Below are 13411 nucleotides of genomic sequence, written 5' to 3' on the forward strand. Positions count from 1 at the left end.
AAGACGCTGCCCCGGGGCATCACCAGGCTGAACGTGAAATTTTTTCAATTTCGCTTCGAAGGGTAAACCCGGCCCGTTAAGTCTTCTGTAGGTTTTTACAATACCAATTGACGCAACTGTCAGCGCCCGGCATGCCGGGTGTGTTTCTTATCTTTTAAGGAGTCCATTCATGGATCGTCGTTCCATTCTGAAAAATGCAGGCATTGCGGGCGTTTTGGCCGCAGGCGTTGCTCCGGCTGTTCACGCCCAGGCCGCCATTCGCTGGCGCTTGGCTTCGAGCTTCCCCAAGTCTTTGGACACCTTGTTCGGTGGCTGCGAGATCTTTGCCAAGAAGGTCAAAGAGATGAGCGGCGGCAAGTTCGAGATCACCACCCACCCAGCCGGTGAGTTGATGCCCGCCTTTGGCGTGCTGGATGGCGTGCAAAACGGCACCGTGGAATGCGCCCACACCGCGCCTTATTACTTCTTCGGCAAAGACGAAACCTTCGCCCTCGATTGCGCCATCCCCTTCGGCCTGAACAGCCGCCAGATGACCGCCTGGATGTACGAAGGCAATGGCATGAAGCTGCTGCGTGAGCACTATGCCAAGTTCAACGTGGTGAACTTCCCCATGGGCAACACCGGCACCCAGATGGGTGGTTGGTTCCGCAAAGAGATCAAGAAGGTCGAAGACCTCAAGGGTTTGAAGTTCCGCGTGGGCGGTTTCGCTGGCAAGGTGCTCGAGCGCATGGGCGTGGTGCCTCAGAACATTCCCGCTGGTGAGATTTACCAGTCGCTGGAAAAGGGCACGATCGATGCGGCCGAGTGGATCAGCCCACACGACGACCTGAAGTTGGGCCTGAACAAAGTGGCGCCGTTCTATTACTATCCCGGCTGGTGGGAAGGTGGCCCTCAGTTGTCCTTGTACGTCAACCAGAAGGCCTACGATGCACTGTCGGCTGAAAACAAGGCCATCGTGGACACCGCCACGACCTATGCCCACACCATCATCCAGGCACGCTATGACGCCAGCAACCCTGGCGCCCTGCGTCAGTTGGCGGCACAGAAGACCAAGGTCCTGGCCTTCCCCAAGAACATGATGGATGTGGCTTTCAAGCACTCTGAAGAGTTGTACTCTGAACTGAGCGCCAAGAACCCGAACTGGAAGAAGGTCTACACCGACTACGCCAAGTTCCGCGCTGACTCCAACTGGTGGTTCCGTTTCGGCGAAGCCCGCTTCGACAACTTCATGCAGTCGCAAAAACTCTGAGGCTGATACCGGGCCTGCGCGCCCGGTTCGTCGATCCACCCGCTGCGCTTGCGCCCAGCGGGTTTTTTTATCGGCAGCACATCGGCATGGCTTCAGACGGGTCAGCAGCTGCGCCGAATGACAGGCGAAAAAAAGCCCATCTGAAAACAGATGGGCTTGGTTTTGGGTGAATCAGGTGTTCAGCGCTTCGCGGCACCCGGGATGTCTTTCATCGGGTCGTCTTCTGCGGCATCGTCCTTGGCCTCATCGGCTTGCAGGTCGGTGCCGGCCTTGTCGGCTTCTTCGCTGCTTGGGTCATCAAAGGCCGAGTCCGAGGCTTCGAGCGTCACACTGTCCAGATCCACGGCCGTTGTGTTGGTCAGTGATCCGGTCACCATCGACGGGAAGGCGATGATCGCCGCCACCATCAGCAACTGCAGCGCGATGAAGGCGATGGAGCCTTTGTAGATCTCGGTCGTCTTCACACTTGGGATGTTCTCGCCTGTGACACGGTCGGTGTAGTCGTTGCGAGCGGCTACGCTGCGCAAATAGAACAAGGCAAAACCGAAGGGTGGTGTGAGGAAAGAGGTCTGCAGGTTCATGGCCACCATCACACCGAACCAGATCAGGGCCTGGTCAGACGTCATGCCAGGCACCAATTCGGGCAGGATCTTGGCAGCAGCCGGGGCCAGCAGTGGCACCACGATGAAGGCAATTTCGAAGAAGTCAATGAACATGCCCAGCACGAAGATCAACAGGTTCACCACGAACAGGAACCCCAAGGCACCACCGGGGATGTTTTCGAACAGGTGTTCGACCCAGATGTGACCATCGGCCGCATTGAAGGTGAAGCTGAACACGGTCGAGCCGATCAGAATGAACAGCACAAAAGTGGACAGTTTGGCGGTGCTCTCCAGGGCCTGACGCGTCAGGTTCAGGTTGAGTTTGCCTTTGAGGCCTGCCAACACCAGAGCGCCTACAGCGCCCATGGCGCCACCCTCGGTGGGCGTGGCCACACCCAAGAAGATGGTGCCCAGCACCAGAAAGATCAGGATCAGCGGCGGCATGAGCACAAAGGTGACCTGCTCGGCCAGACGCGACAGCAGACCCAGGCCAGTGACACGGTTGAACACGGACAGGCTCAGTGCCACCAGCGAGGCGATGGTCATGGACAAAATAACCACCTCATCGCCAGGCGCGGGCATGGAGCGTTCCAGCCAGTCGCGCAAAAGCGCGTCGTGCACTTGCGCCCAAGCCACGCCCACCACGGTGGCGATCAAAAGCAAAGCGATCAGTGACTTGTGACCGGACTGGCCGTTGCTTTCGCGGTAAATGCGTGCCTCAGCTGGCAAGGCCGGCACCATGGCGGGCTTGAAGATGGCCACGGCCACAATGAACAGGATGTACAGGCCCACCAGCAGCAAACCGGGCAACAAGGCGCCGGCGTACATGTCGCCCACCGAGCGGCCCAGCTGGTCAGCCAACACGATCAGCACCAGCGAAGGGGGGATGGCCTGCGCCAGCGTACCAGAAGCGGTGATGACGCCCGTGGCGATCACCCGGCTGTAGCCGTAGCGCAGCATGATGGGCAGCGAAATCAAGCCCATCGAGATGACAGCCGCAGCCACCACACCCGTGGTGGCGGCCAGCAAGGCACCCACCAAAATCACCGCAATGGCCAAGCCGCCGCGCACCGGACCAAACACCTGGCCCACCGTTTCCAGCAGGTCTTCGGCCATGCCCGAGCGCTCCAGCAGGATGCCCATGAAGGTGAAGAAGGGGATGGCCAGCAAGGTGTCGTTTTGCATGATGCCAAAGATGCGCAGGGGCAGGGCTTGGAACATGCTGGCCGGAAAGAGACCCGCTTCCATGCCCAAAAAGCCAAAACCCAGGCCGCAAGCCGCCAGTGCAAACGCCACCGGAAAGCCGGTGATCAACAGGGCCAACAGGCCCGCAAACATCAGAGGTACAAAGTTTTGTACCAAAAAAGAGGCTTCCATCAACGGGCTCCCTGGATTTCTTGCTGCAGCTCCGCAGCACGTTTTTCATCATCACTTTGGCTGTCTTCGTGGGCCAGTGTGTCTGGGCCCTGGCCACGCAAAAACGCCAATCGCTTGACCAACTCGGACAAGCTTTGCAGCAAGAGCAAGGCAAAACCGACGGGGATCAGCAAATACACGGGCCAGCGGATCAGGCCGCCTGCGTTGGAGGACATTTCGCCGGAGGTATAGGCTTGCATGAACATGGGCCAAGACAAAGCGATGCTGAGCACGCAAAACGGGATCAGGGCCAGCACAATGCCGCCCACGTCGATCCAGTTGCGGGTGCGTGCGCTCAGGCGGCTGGCCAAAAAGTCAATGCGAACGTGCGCGTTGTTCAGCAGGCCGTAACCTGCGCCGAGCAGAAATACGGCGGCAAACAGGTACCACTGGATTTCAAGCAAGGCGTTGGAGCTGCTGTCAAAAATTTTGCGCACGATGGCATTGCCTGCGCTGATCAAGGTGGTGATCAGCACCAGCCAGATCGTGATTTTCCCGATGGCGCGGTTGAGCGCATCGATCCAGCGGGACCATTGCAAAAGGGCATTCATAAGGGTTTTCCTCAGTCAAGAGCGGCGATTGTACGTGGGACCCAGACCCCGTCCGGGTCGTGAAACCCTTGAAAGAGCTTGATGTTTTTTCAAGTCATGGGCTTGTATTCAAAAGCGTTCAAATAGCGGCTGTGCCTGAGTTGCGGCTGTGGAGGCCGCTGCAGTTGCCGCCAGTTGGCGGACCTTTGGAGGCGCGCCACGCCCTAAAGCCCTTACCATCGGGCGCAACATGAACAGCTTCACCGACAGCGTCTTGACGGCGCTCAACCTCATTACTTCATTCGATCCAGACTTGTGGGTGGTCGTCACCCGCTCACTGGCCGTCAGCGCCGCTGCCTGCTTGCTGGCCTATGGCGTGGGCGTGGTGCTGGGGGCTTGGCTGGCGGTGTCGCGGTTTCGCAGCCGGAGCGCGGTGCTGGTCGGTTTGAACACTTTGCTGGCGTTGCCTTCGGTGGTGGTGGGTTTGGTGGTGTATTTGCTGCTGTCGCGCAGCGGGCCCTTGGGCTTTTTGGGCTGGATGTTCAGTTTTCAGGCCATGGTGCTGGCCCAGTTCATTTTGGTGGTGCCGGTGGTGGCCGCGTTGACGCGCCAGGTGGTCGAAGACGTGGAGCGTCAGCACGGCGAGCAGTGGGCCTCGCTCGGCGCAGGGTCCTGGGTGCGCAGCTTATTACTGGCCTGGGACGAGCGCTTGGCCTTGTTGACCATTGGCGTGACCGCCTTTGGCCGCGCCATCTCGGAAGTGGGCGCGGTGATGATCGTGGGCGGCAACATCGATGGCTTCACCCGGGTCATGACCACCGCCATTGCGCTCGAAACCAGCAAAGGCGATTTGCCGCTGGCGCTGGGCCTGGGCATGGTCTTGCTGGTGGTGGTGCTGCTGCTCAACGCGCTGGTGGCGGGGCTGCGCCTGTGGGGTGAGCGGCGGTATGCACGGCCCGCGCCCTTGGACAGGACGCTGGGGGTGCACCCATGAACACCACGCAGATCAGCTTGGAAGCGGTGAGCGTGCAGCTGGGGGCACAAGCGGCCTTGACGGGTGTGAGCTTGCGCATCGCAGCGGGCGAGCGCGTGGCGCTGGTGGGCGCCAACGGTTCGGGCAAGAGCACTTTGCTGCGCACCTTGCATGGTTTGGTGCCCCCCACGCAGGGCGAGGTGTTGCAAGCGCCGGGCGTGCGCCAGGCCATGCTGTTCCAAAGGCCACATCTGCTGCGCCTGTCGGCCTTGAACAATGTGGCGCTGGGTTTGTGGCTGGACCGCGTGCGCGGCTTGCGTTGGAGCGCTGCCCAAGCTTTGGCGCTGCAGGCTTTGCACCGCGTGGGTCTGCAGTCGGTGGCGCGGCAAAACGGCCGCCAGTTGTCGGGTGGGCAGCAGCAGCGCCTGGCCTTGGCACGCGCTTGGGCGCGTCAGCCCGATGTGCTGCTGCTGGATGAACCTACCGCCAGCCTGGACCCGCACGCCAAACGCGAGGTCGAAGCTTTGATGGCCGAATTTGCCTGCAGCCAGGAGCGTCCGCTGACCCTGATCTGGGCCAGCCACAACCTGGGTCAGGTCAAGCGCTTGGCCACCCGCGTGGTTTATCTGGAGGGCGGTTGCGTGTTGGCCGACTTGCCTGTGGTTGATTTTTTCCATGCGGCGACGCTCGCGGCGCACAGCCCGGCCGCCCATGCTTTTGTTCAAGGTGAGCTTTCATGAATTGCCAGTTTTTAACCGCACGCCGCATCTGGGTTGGCGTAGTCTGGGTCACCTGCTCGGTGTGGGCGCAAGCCCAGACCATTGTGATGTCGTCCACCACCTCGACCGAGCAATCGGGTTTGTTCGCGCATCTTTTGCCCGCTTTCAAAAAGGCCAGCGGGCTGGATGTGAAGGTGGTGGCGCTGGGCACGGGTCAGGCGCTGGACATGGCACGGCGTGGCGATGCCGATGTGGTGTTTGTGCACGACCAGGCCGCAGAGGAAAAGTTTGTGACCGATGGCTTTGGCCTCCAGCGCCAGAGCGTGATGTACAACGACTTTGTGATGATCGGCCCCAAAGCCGACCCTGCAGCCGTCAAGGGCAAAGACATCGTTTCGGCTTTGGCCAAGGTGTCGGCAAGCAACGCCGCTTTTGTCTCGCGGGGCGACAAGAGCGGCACCCACGCAGCCGAATTGCGCTTTTGGAAAATGGCCAAGCTGTCCGATCAGAAAGGCAGCGGCTACAAAGAGTGCGGTTGCGGCATGGGCCCGGCACTCAACATCGCGGCGTCTTCTGGCGCGTATGTCATGGCCGACCGCGCCACTTGGCTGAACTTCAAAAACCGGGCCGATCTGACCATTTTGGTAGAGGGTGACCAGCGCCTGTTCAATCAGTACGGCGTGATGGTGGTCAACCCCGCAAGGCACCCGCATGTCAAGCGGCTCGATGCGCAAAAGTTTGTGGACTGGATCACTTCGGCCGCAGGCCAGGGTGTGATTGCCCGCTACAAAATCGGCGGCGAGCAGCTGTTCTTTCCAAACGCAGGTCAGTGATCAGGCTTTGGGGGCGCTGAGTTTGCGGTAGACCGTGGCCCGGCTGATGCCCAATGCGCGTGCGGCTTCGGCCACATTGCCACGCGCCTGATTCACCGCCTCGCGGATCATGTCGGTTTGCAGATCCTTGAGGGGTTTGGCGCCAGCGCCGATCCGATGCGCTTGTGCTTTGGTCGGGGACGTTGGGGCCAAGCCACCAGGGCGCGAGGCCAATGTCTGCAAGCGCAGGCCAGACCACAGCGGCAGCTCTTGCGGCTGGGCTTGGCCGCTAGCGGTATCGAACAGGTTTTCCCAGGGCGAGGCAAACACCTCGCTGGCGTGCAGCCCCTGGCCGTGCGAGGTGGGTGACAAGGACAGCATTTGCCGCGCGGTGGGGTTGGCCCCCACTATTTGGCCGTCGGTGTCCAGGGTGAGCAAGCCATCGCTGTCGTCCCCAGGCTGATTGCCAGGCCAGTTCAGGCGCAGCACCAGTGCGTGCGATGTTGACAATAGCCAGCTGTTTTCGATGCTGCGGGCCGAGCGCCGTACCAGGTGTTTCAGAGCCGGGCGCTCGGTGGTTTCGATGCCCGTGAGGTCGAGCATGCCTGCGCACAAGCCGTCGGGCCCGAACACAGGCGCACCCGCGCAGCTGTAAACACTGGTGTCCTGAAAAAAGTGCTCGCCCCTGTGCAGCCAGACCGGCTGCAACTCGGTCAAGGCGGCGCTGATGGCGGTGGTGCCCACGGCTTTTTCGGACAAATCCACGCCTACCCGGGCAATCACGTCGGCGCGGCGGTCTTGCCGGTCCACCGGACCGTGCACGTCGACCACGATGCCCTCGGCATTGGTCAATATGGCGAAGTAACGGATGTCGGCAATGGCCCGGGCCAGCTCCACCAGCACCGGCTGGGCTGCCTGCACCAGGGGGCGGCTGGCTTCCTGCACCCTGCGCATGTGCTGGGCCGAAATGGCCTCAAAGCCCACCGGTTGCCCTGGCTGCAGGCCCATGCCCAGGCAGCGCTGCCACGATTGGGCGATCCAGGGTGAAACACCAGCACCCTGGGCCTCAGCGCGTCCCTGAAAAACCAGTTGGCGAGCTTGTGCAATGCGGTCGATGCGGTCACCGGAGAGGGAGGTCAGGGACATGTCAGGTGTGTATCAAGCTGAGAATTTTTGCGTCAACCCTGCCAAACCTAGGGTTAATCCGCATCGGTTTGCCGGGTTGCGCCACAACAATGGCTTTGCATTCTGATTCATAAGCGCGGCCTTGAAAAGTCCGCCACACCACAGGAGATACTCATGCAGAAAGTCCTGCACATCAACCCGGACAAATGTACCGGCTGCTTGCAGTGCGAAATGGCCTGTTCTTTCGAGAACTACGGCACTTACGCCACCTCCAAATCGCGCATCAAGGTGTTCGACTTCCACCACACCGGCAAAAAAGTGCCCTACACCTGCACCCAGTGCGACGAAGCCTGGTGCCTGCACGCCTGCCCTGTGGAAGCCATCACCGTGGACAAAGCCACCGGCGCCAAAGTGGTCAATGAGTCCACTTGCGTGGGCTGCAAGGTCTGCACCATCGCCTGCCCATTCGGCACCATCAACTACGTGCAAGAGACCGGCAAGGTGCAAAAGTGCGACCTGTGCGGTGGCGATCCGGCTTGCGTCGAGGCTTGCCCTACCGGCGCCATCACCTTCGTAGACGCCAACTGGACCGGCATCGACAAGATGAAGCAGTGGGCCGACAAGTTGGGCAATCAGCCCTCTGCCGCTTAATTCACCACCCATAAGGAGCTTCAACATGTCTTGGGCTGGAAAAATCCTCCGCGTCAACCTCACGGCTGGCACCGTCAAATCCGAACCGCTGAACATGGAGTGGGCGCGTGCCTACATTGGTTCGCGCGGTCTGGGCAGCAAATACCTGATCAACGAAGTCGACCCCAAGGTCGACCCGCTGTCGGCTGATAACAAAATCATCTGGGCCACTGGCCCACTGACCGGCACCATGGCCTCCACCGGGGGCCGCTACACCGTCATCACCAAAGGCCCGCTGACTGGCGCTATTGCTTGCTCCAACTCGGGCGGTTATTGGGGTGCCGAGCTGAAGATGGCCGGTTGGGACATGATCATTTTTGAAGGCGCATCGGCCAAGCCGGTGTACCTCTACATCAACGACGACGTGGCCGAGCTGCGCGATGCTTCGCACCTGTGGGGCCAAAGCGTCTGGAAAACCGAAGAGGTCCTCAAAACCAGCTTGCAAGATCCGCTGCTGCGTGTCTCGAGCATTGGCAAGGCCGGTGAAAACAAGGTCTTGTACGCCGCCGTGGTGAACGATCTGCACCGTGCGGCTGGCCGCTCAGGCGTGGGCGCCGTGATGGGCAGCAAGAACCTCAAGGCCATTGCCGTGCGCGGCACCAAGGGCGTGGGCAATATCCGCGACCCCAAGGCCTTCATGAAGGTGACCTTCGAGAAGAAGAAAATCCTCGCCGAAAACGCCGTGACCGGCCAGGGTCTGCCCGCTTATGGCACCCAGGTGCTGATGAACGTGATCAACGAGATGGGTGCTTTGCCCACCCGCAACCACCGCGACGTGCAGTTCGAGGGTGCGAAAGACATCTCCGCCGAAGCCATGGGCACACCGCGCGAGACCGACGGCAAGAAGCACCTGGTGACCAACCAGGCCTGCTTCGGCTGCACCATCGCTTGCGGCCGCATCAGCAAGATGGACGAAGGCCATTTCACCGTACAAAACAAGCCGCAATACTGGGGCGCCAACGGCGGCCTGGAATACGAAGCGGCCTGGGCGCTGGGCGCGGCCAACGGCGTGAAAGACCTGGAAGCCTTGCAGTACGCCAACATGCTGTGCAACGAAGAAGGCTTTGACCCGATCAGCTTCGGTGCCACCGTGGGCGCGGTCATGGAGCTGTACGAGATGGGCGTGCTGACCCAAGAGCAGCTGGGCATCGACGCCAAGTTCGGCTCGGCCCAGGCGCTGGCGCACTTTGCAGAAATCACCGCCAAGGGTGAAGGCTTCGGTGTCGAGATTGGCCAAGGCTCCAAGCGCCTGACTGCCAAGTACGGTCACCCCGATTTGTCGATGAGCGTCAAGGGCCAGGAATTCCCGGCTTATGACGGCCGCTCGATCCAGGGCATTGGCTTGGCGTATGCCACTTCCAACCGCGGTGCTTGCCACCTGCGCGGCTACACCATCGCGTCCGAAGTGCTGGGTATCCCGGTCAAGACCGACCCACTGGAGCACGAAGGCAAGCCTGAGCTGGTCAAGGCTTTCCAGGACGCGACCGCTGCTTTCGACTCGTCCGGTCTGTGCGTGTTCACCACCTTTGCCTGGGGTGTGGCCGATTTGGCACCTCAACTGCAAGCCGCGTGCGACGATGCTTACACCACCGAAGAGTTGGAAAAAATTGGCGAGCGCATCTGGAACATGGAGCGCGAGTTCAACAACGCCGCGGGCTTTACCAAGGCCGACGACAGCCTGCCCAAGCGCCTCTTGACCGAAGCCGCCAAAACCGGCCCGTCCAAAGGCAAGGTGAGCATGCTGCCCGAGATGCTGCCCAAGTACTACGCCGCCCGTGGTTGGGACAGCGAAGGCCGCCCCACGGCCGAGACCAAGGCGCGTCTGAGCCTTTGAGGTGGCAGCCCGCTGCGCTGGCCTTGACCTGTATGTCATCGCAAGCGCAGCGTGGCAACCTCGTCTTTCTTCTTTTCCAGCGGCCCTCGGGCCGCTGCCTGTTTCCGGAGTCTGATCCATGACCCATCACCTTATCCTGGGTGCCGGCCCCGCCGGTGTCATCGCCGCCGAGACCCTGCGCAAGCACGCCCCGAACGACTCCATCACGCTGGTAGGCGACGAGTCCGATGCGCCTTACTCGCGCATGGCCATCCCCTACCTCTTGATCGGCAACATTGACGAACGCGGCACCTACCTGCGCAAGAGCGATTCGCACTTTGACGATTTGCGCATTACCCAGGTCAAGGCCAAGGTAACCCGGGTTGACTCGGCGGGCAAAACCGTGCAACTGGACAACGGCCAGTCGATCACTTTTGACAAGCTCTTGATCGCCACCGGCTCGCACCCGGTGCGCCCGCCCATTACGGGCATGGACTTGCCTGGTGTGCATCCGTGCTGGACTTTGGAAGATGCCCGCGCCATCCAGGCCCTGGCCAAGCCGGGTGCCCGCGTGTTGCAAATGGGTGCGGGTTTCATTGGCTGCATCATCATGGAAGCGCTGGCCGTGCGTGGCGTCAAGCTCAGCGTGGTAGAGATGGGCGACCGCATGGTGCCGCGCATGATGGGTCCGGTCGCTGGCGGCATGATCCGAGATTGGTGTGAGGCCAAGGGTGTCCAGGTCTTCACCGGCACCAAGGTCGAAGCCATTTCTGCCGGTGGCACAGGCCTGCAGGTCAAGCTGTCCAACGGTCAGACGGTCGAGGCCGATCTGGTCATCAGCGCCACGGGCGTGCGCCCGGCCATCGGCTTCTTGAAGGACAGCGGAATCACCTGCCTGCAAGGCGTCTTGACGGACCAGCACCTGCAAACCAATGTGCCCGGCATTTACGCCGCGGGCGACTGCGCCGAAGCTTTTGACCTGGTCAGCGGCAAAACCATTGTGAGCGCCATCCAGCCCAACGCGGCCGAGCAGGCCCGCGTGGCCGCGCTCAACATGTTGGGCCAAAAGACCGAACTCAAAGGCGTCACGCAAATCAACGTGCTCGACACTCTGGGGCTGATCTCGACCAGCTTTGGCAACTGGGAAGGCGTTGCCGGTGGCCAGTCGGCCGTGTTGACCGACAAAGCCGCCGGACGGCACCTGAGCCTGCAGTTCAAGGACGACGTGATGGTGGGTTGCAACAGCGTGGGCTGGACCGAGCACGTGGGCGTGATGCGCGGCCTGGTGGAAGGTCAAATCCATTTGGGCGACTGGAAAGACCGGTTGATGCAGGACCCCACGAAGCTGATGGACGCCTACCTGGACTGCGCTCAAGGACAAGGCCGCTGGAGCGGGGCAGCCGATGCCCGCCGCCGATGAGGTGATGGCCACTGAGGTCACAATCTGCGCATGAACATCACTTTCAAACTGTTTGCCACGCTGACCGATTATTTGCCTGCCGAAGCGCGGCGCAGCAACCAGGTCACGCTGGATGTTGCGCTGGATGCCAGCATCAGCCAGATCATCGAGCCCTATGGCATGCCGCCCAAGCTGGTGCATCTGGTGCTGGTGAACGGCAAATATATCGCGCCCGAAGACCGGGGCACCACCACTTTGACCGAAGGCGACGTGTTGGCCATCTGGCCACCGGTGGCGGGGGGCTGAAGCCGCGCATGCAATCGAGCTACGCCGAGCAATTTCAGCGCGATATGGGCTGCACCGAGTCCGAGTGGCTGGGCTGGCTGCCCGCCGCCATGGGCGACTGCCCCTGGCAGCGCACCGCCAGCACCGCTGTGGTCACCATTGGCCCAGGCCGCTTGCGCCTGCGCTGGCAAGTCATGCCGCCGCGCGTGATCGCGCTCATGCGCATGCCGGTGCTGCGGGTGAATTTTGAGTTTGAAGGTTTGGATGCCGATCAGCGCTATGTCTTCATGAAGCGCTTCGACTTGTACATGCAGCGCGGGGGCGGTTGACCCGTCACCGTACCCACAAGAGCTCCACCGTCTTGAGGCCCAGCAGCGTGAGGGCGAGCGAGCCGAACAGGTGCAGCGAAGCTGTGCCAAGCGCCAATGCCAAGCGCCCTTGCTGCAGCATGGTCACCACTTCGGCCGAGAAGCTGGAAAACGTGGTCAGCGCCCCCAGAAAACCGGTGACCAGGGCCAGCCGCCAGACCGGGTCGAGTTCGGGCAGTTGCTGGAACACCCCCACGCACACGCCCACCAAGTAGCCGCCGATCAGGTTGGCCGCCAGCGTGCCCCAAGGCAGCAGACCCGCTGCGGCACTGCTGGGGTTGAGCCAGAGACCCAGTTGCCAGCGCGACAGCGCACCCACACAGGCGCCAAGGCAGATCGCGATCACCGTGAGCATGGGGCGGGTCCTTTCGGCTGGGACTAGGCGTGGTTAAAACGGAGGGTCTTCGTCGTCGGCTGCACCCGTTGCCACGGTCGAATTCAACACGGTGCGCGTGGGGTTCGGCATGGCCTGGTCGGCCGCCGCTGCGCCCAGTTCCATCTCGCCGCCCAGGGCTTCGATCAGGCTGTCGATCAGCGGCCCCAGCAAACCGGTGGACAAGGCCACGTCGGCGTCAAAGCGGTCTTCGTTTTTGTCGGTGCCCGACTCGTCCATCACGCCGTCGAGGTATTGCACTTTTTTCAGCTGCAGGGTGTCGGTCAGCACAAAGGCCACGCGGCCATCCCAGCTGAGCGCCAGCTGGGTGGGCAGCTTGCCTTCGAGCACATGCTTGCGCACATCGTCGTTGGCCAGGTGGTGGCGGGTGAAGCGCACGCTGGCGGCGTCTTCGCCTGTGGACTTGAGCACGGTTTCGCGCTCTACCGTCAAATCGGACGGCCATTCGTCGGGTGTGGGCGCCAAAAGCCATTGCGTCATGGCCGCCTGGGGCGAGGTCACAGTCTGGATCAGCGACACCGACAGGCCACCCATCACGTTCATCAGCGCCGACATCACTTCATCGGCCTTGCCTTGGCTGCCCGCGTTCAGCACCAGACGGCGATTTTCCAGGTCCATCCACACCAGCACGCTGGACTGACGCGCAAAAGCCTGCGGCAACAAGGACAGCAGCACGTCGTCCATCAGCTCGCGTTTTTCTTTTTTGCCGGGCTTGCGGCCGGTGGCCGCTTCGATTTCGGCGATGCGTTCATCGACCTTGCGGCGCACCACGTTGCCAGGTACGGCCTTCGATTCGATCATGAGTTTCATGATCCACTGCCCGGCCACCGACTCGACCAGTGGGCCGTGCGCCTCACCCCGAGGGGGCACCCAGCCAATCGATTTTTCCTGGCTGGCGCCACATTCCACAAACTGCACCGGCTCCAGCGCCGCCTGCACATCGGCCAGTGTGGGCGCAAAGCCCTCGCCGATGCGGTAAACCATCACATTCTTGAACACAGCATTCCTTCTCGTCCCAAATGAACAACCCGTCCTC

At 61.5% G+C, this 13411-nt stretch carries 14 protein-coding genes; 9 read left to right on the plus strand and 5 right to left on the minus strand.

The genetic code is table 11. The features are described from left to right. Positions 1-169 precede the first annotated feature (169 nt). On the plus strand, positions 170-1249 hold the full coding sequence (locus ACHEXL_RS03085; protein WP_416560581.1) for a TRAP transporter substrate-binding protein: 1080 nt from the start codon (positions 170-172) through the stop codon (positions 1247-1249). A 179-nt stretch (positions 1250-1428) separates the two neighbouring features. Here the strand turns inward: ACHEXL_RS03085 and ACHEXL_RS03090 are convergent, their stop codons facing one another. Both ACHEXL_RS03090 and ACHEXL_RS03095 read right to left on the minus strand, forming a co-directional pair. Further along, the gene (locus ACHEXL_RS03090; protein WP_416560582.1) at positions 1429-3228 is read right to left on the minus strand and encodes a TRAP transporter large permease; all 1800 of its coding nucleotides are present in this window, start codon (positions 3226-3228) and stop codon (positions 1429-1431) included. Further along, positions 3228-3818 (minus strand): TRAP transporter small permease subunit, encoded by a 591-nt coding sequence (locus ACHEXL_RS03095; protein ID WP_416560583.1) that lies wholly within the window; start codon positions 3816-3818, stop codon positions 3228-3230. The genes ACHEXL_RS03090 and ACHEXL_RS03095 overlap by 1 nt, the downstream gene beginning before the upstream one ends. A 229-nt stretch (positions 3819-4047) precedes the next feature. Between ACHEXL_RS03095 and ACHEXL_RS03100 the strand changes: the two genes are divergently transcribed. Genes ACHEXL_RS03100 through ACHEXL_RS03110 form a run of 3 tightly spaced genes read left to right on the plus strand, consistent with a single transcriptional unit; the run spans position 4048 to position 6322 of the window. Continuing rightward, positions 4048-4791 (plus strand): ABC transporter permease, encoded by a 744-nt coding sequence (locus ACHEXL_RS03100; RefSeq protein ID WP_416560584.1) that lies wholly within the window; start codon positions 4048-4050, stop codon positions 4789-4791. Then, positions 4788-5510, plus strand: a complete 723-nt coding sequence (locus ACHEXL_RS03105; protein WP_416560585.1) for an ATP-binding cassette domain-containing protein — start codon at positions 4788-4790, stop codon at positions 5508-5510. The genes ACHEXL_RS03100 and ACHEXL_RS03105 overlap by 4 nt, the downstream gene beginning before the upstream one ends. Beyond that, positions 5507-6322: a substrate-binding domain-containing protein gene (locus tag ACHEXL_RS03110; RefSeq protein ID WP_416560586.1), complete on the plus strand. Its 816-nt coding sequence runs from the start codon at positions 5507-5509 to the stop codon at positions 6320-6322. Before ACHEXL_RS03105 ends, ACHEXL_RS03110 begins: the two co-directional genes overlap by 4 nt. Here ACHEXL_RS03110 and ACHEXL_RS03115 read toward each other — a convergent pair whose 3' ends face one another. After that, on the minus strand, positions 6323-7447 hold the full coding sequence (locus tag ACHEXL_RS03115) for a helix-turn-helix domain-containing protein (protein ID WP_416560587.1): 1125 nt from the start codon (positions 7445-7447) through the stop codon (positions 6323-6325). 153 nt (positions 7448-7600) lie between these two features. Here ACHEXL_RS03115 and ACHEXL_RS03120 point away from each other — a divergent pair, with 153 nt between their 5' ends. From ACHEXL_RS03120 to ACHEXL_RS03140, 5 genes are all read left to right on the plus strand, one after another. After that, positions 7601-8077, plus strand: coding sequence for a 4Fe-4S dicluster domain-containing protein (locus tag ACHEXL_RS03120; RefSeq protein WP_416560588.1), 477 nt, complete (start codon positions 7601-7603; stop codon positions 8075-8077). A gap of 25 nt (positions 8078-8102) precedes the next feature. Then, on the plus strand, positions 8103-9950 hold the full coding sequence (locus ACHEXL_RS03125) for an aldehyde ferredoxin oxidoreductase family protein (RefSeq protein ID WP_416560589.1): 1848 nt from the start codon (positions 8103-8105) through the stop codon (positions 9948-9950). Between the two features lie 118 nt (positions 9951-10068). Then, positions 10069-11349, plus strand: a complete 1281-nt coding sequence (locus tag ACHEXL_RS03130) for an NAD(P)/FAD-dependent oxidoreductase (RefSeq protein ID WP_416560590.1) — start codon at positions 10069-10071, stop codon at positions 11347-11349. Between the two features lie 30 nt (positions 11350-11379). Then, positions 11380-11634: a sulfur carrier protein ThiS gene (gene thiS, locus ACHEXL_RS03135; protein WP_416560591.1), complete on the plus strand. Its 255-nt coding sequence runs from the start codon at positions 11380-11382 to the stop codon at positions 11632-11634. Between the two features lie 8 nt (positions 11635-11642). After that, a complete protein-coding gene (locus ACHEXL_RS03140) occupies positions 11643-11942 on the plus strand; it encodes a hypothetical protein (protein ID WP_416560592.1) in 300 nt (99 codons plus the stop codon). A gap of 4 nt (positions 11943-11946) precedes the next feature. Here ACHEXL_RS03140 and crcB read toward each other — a convergent pair whose 3' ends face one another. Together crcB and ACHEXL_RS03150 are read right to left on the minus strand one after the other, a co-directional pair. Further along, a complete protein-coding gene (gene crcB, locus ACHEXL_RS03145) occupies positions 11947-12336 on the minus strand; it encodes a fluoride efflux transporter CrcB (protein WP_416560593.1) in 390 nt (129 codons plus the stop codon). 33 nt (positions 12337-12369) lie between these two features. After that, positions 12370-13374 (minus strand): recombination-associated protein RdgC, encoded by a 1005-nt coding sequence (locus ACHEXL_RS03150; RefSeq protein ID WP_416560594.1) that lies wholly within the window; start codon positions 13372-13374, stop codon positions 12370-12372. Between the last annotated feature and the right edge of the window lie 37 nt (positions 13375-13411).

This window comes from Limnohabitans sp. YIMB22184, from assembly GCF_048020265.1.
Classification (GTDB): Bacteria; Pseudomonadota; Gammaproteobacteria; order Burkholderiales; family Burkholderiaceae_C; genus Limnohabitans_A.

Excerpts from the sequence above, each read along its gene's own strand:
- ACHEXL_RS03085 (WP_416560581.1), top strand. The coding sequence starts at position 170 with ATGGATCGTCGTTCCATTCTGAAAAATGCAGGCATTGCGGGCGTTTTG.
- ACHEXL_RS03090 (WP_416560582.1), bottom strand. The coding sequence starts at position 3,228 with ATGGAAGCCTCTTTTTTGGTACAAAACTTTGTACCTCTGATGTTTGCG.
- ACHEXL_RS03095 (WP_416560583.1), bottom strand. The coding sequence starts at position 3,818 with ATGAATGCCCTTTTGCAATGGTCCCGCTGGATCGATGCGCTCAACCGC.
- ACHEXL_RS03100 (WP_416560584.1), top strand. The coding sequence starts at position 4,048 with ATGAACAGCTTCACCGACAGCGTCTTGACGGCGCTCAACCTCATTACT.
- ACHEXL_RS03105 (WP_416560585.1), top strand. The coding sequence starts at position 4,788 with ATGAACACCACGCAGATCAGCTTGGAAGCGGTGAGCGTGCAGCTGGGG.
- ACHEXL_RS03110 (WP_416560586.1), top strand. The coding sequence starts at position 5,507 with ATGAATTGCCAGTTTTTAACCGCACGCCGCATCTGGGTTGGCGTAGTC.
- ACHEXL_RS03115 (WP_416560587.1), bottom strand. The coding sequence starts at position 7,447 with ATGTCCCTGACCTCCCTCTCCGGTGACCGCATCGACCGCATTGCACAA.
- ACHEXL_RS03120 (WP_416560588.1), top strand. The coding sequence starts at position 7,601 with ATGCAGAAAGTCCTGCACATCAACCCGGACAAATGTACCGGCTGCTTG.
- ACHEXL_RS03125 (WP_416560589.1), top strand. The coding sequence starts at position 8,103 with ATGTCTTGGGCTGGAAAAATCCTCCGCGTCAACCTCACGGCTGGCACC.
- ACHEXL_RS03130 (WP_416560590.1), top strand. The coding sequence starts at position 10,069 with ATGACCCATCACCTTATCCTGGGTGCCGGCCCCGCCGGTGTCATCGCC.
- thiS (WP_416560591.1), top strand. The coding sequence starts at position 11,380 with ATGAACATCACTTTCAAACTGTTTGCCACGCTGACCGATTATTTGCCT.
- ACHEXL_RS03140 (WP_416560592.1), top strand. The coding sequence starts at position 11,643 with ATGCAATCGAGCTACGCCGAGCAATTTCAGCGCGATATGGGCTGCACC.
- crcB (WP_416560593.1), bottom strand. The coding sequence starts at position 12,336 with ATGCTCACGGTGATCGCGATCTGCCTTGGCGCCTGTGTGGGTGCGCTG.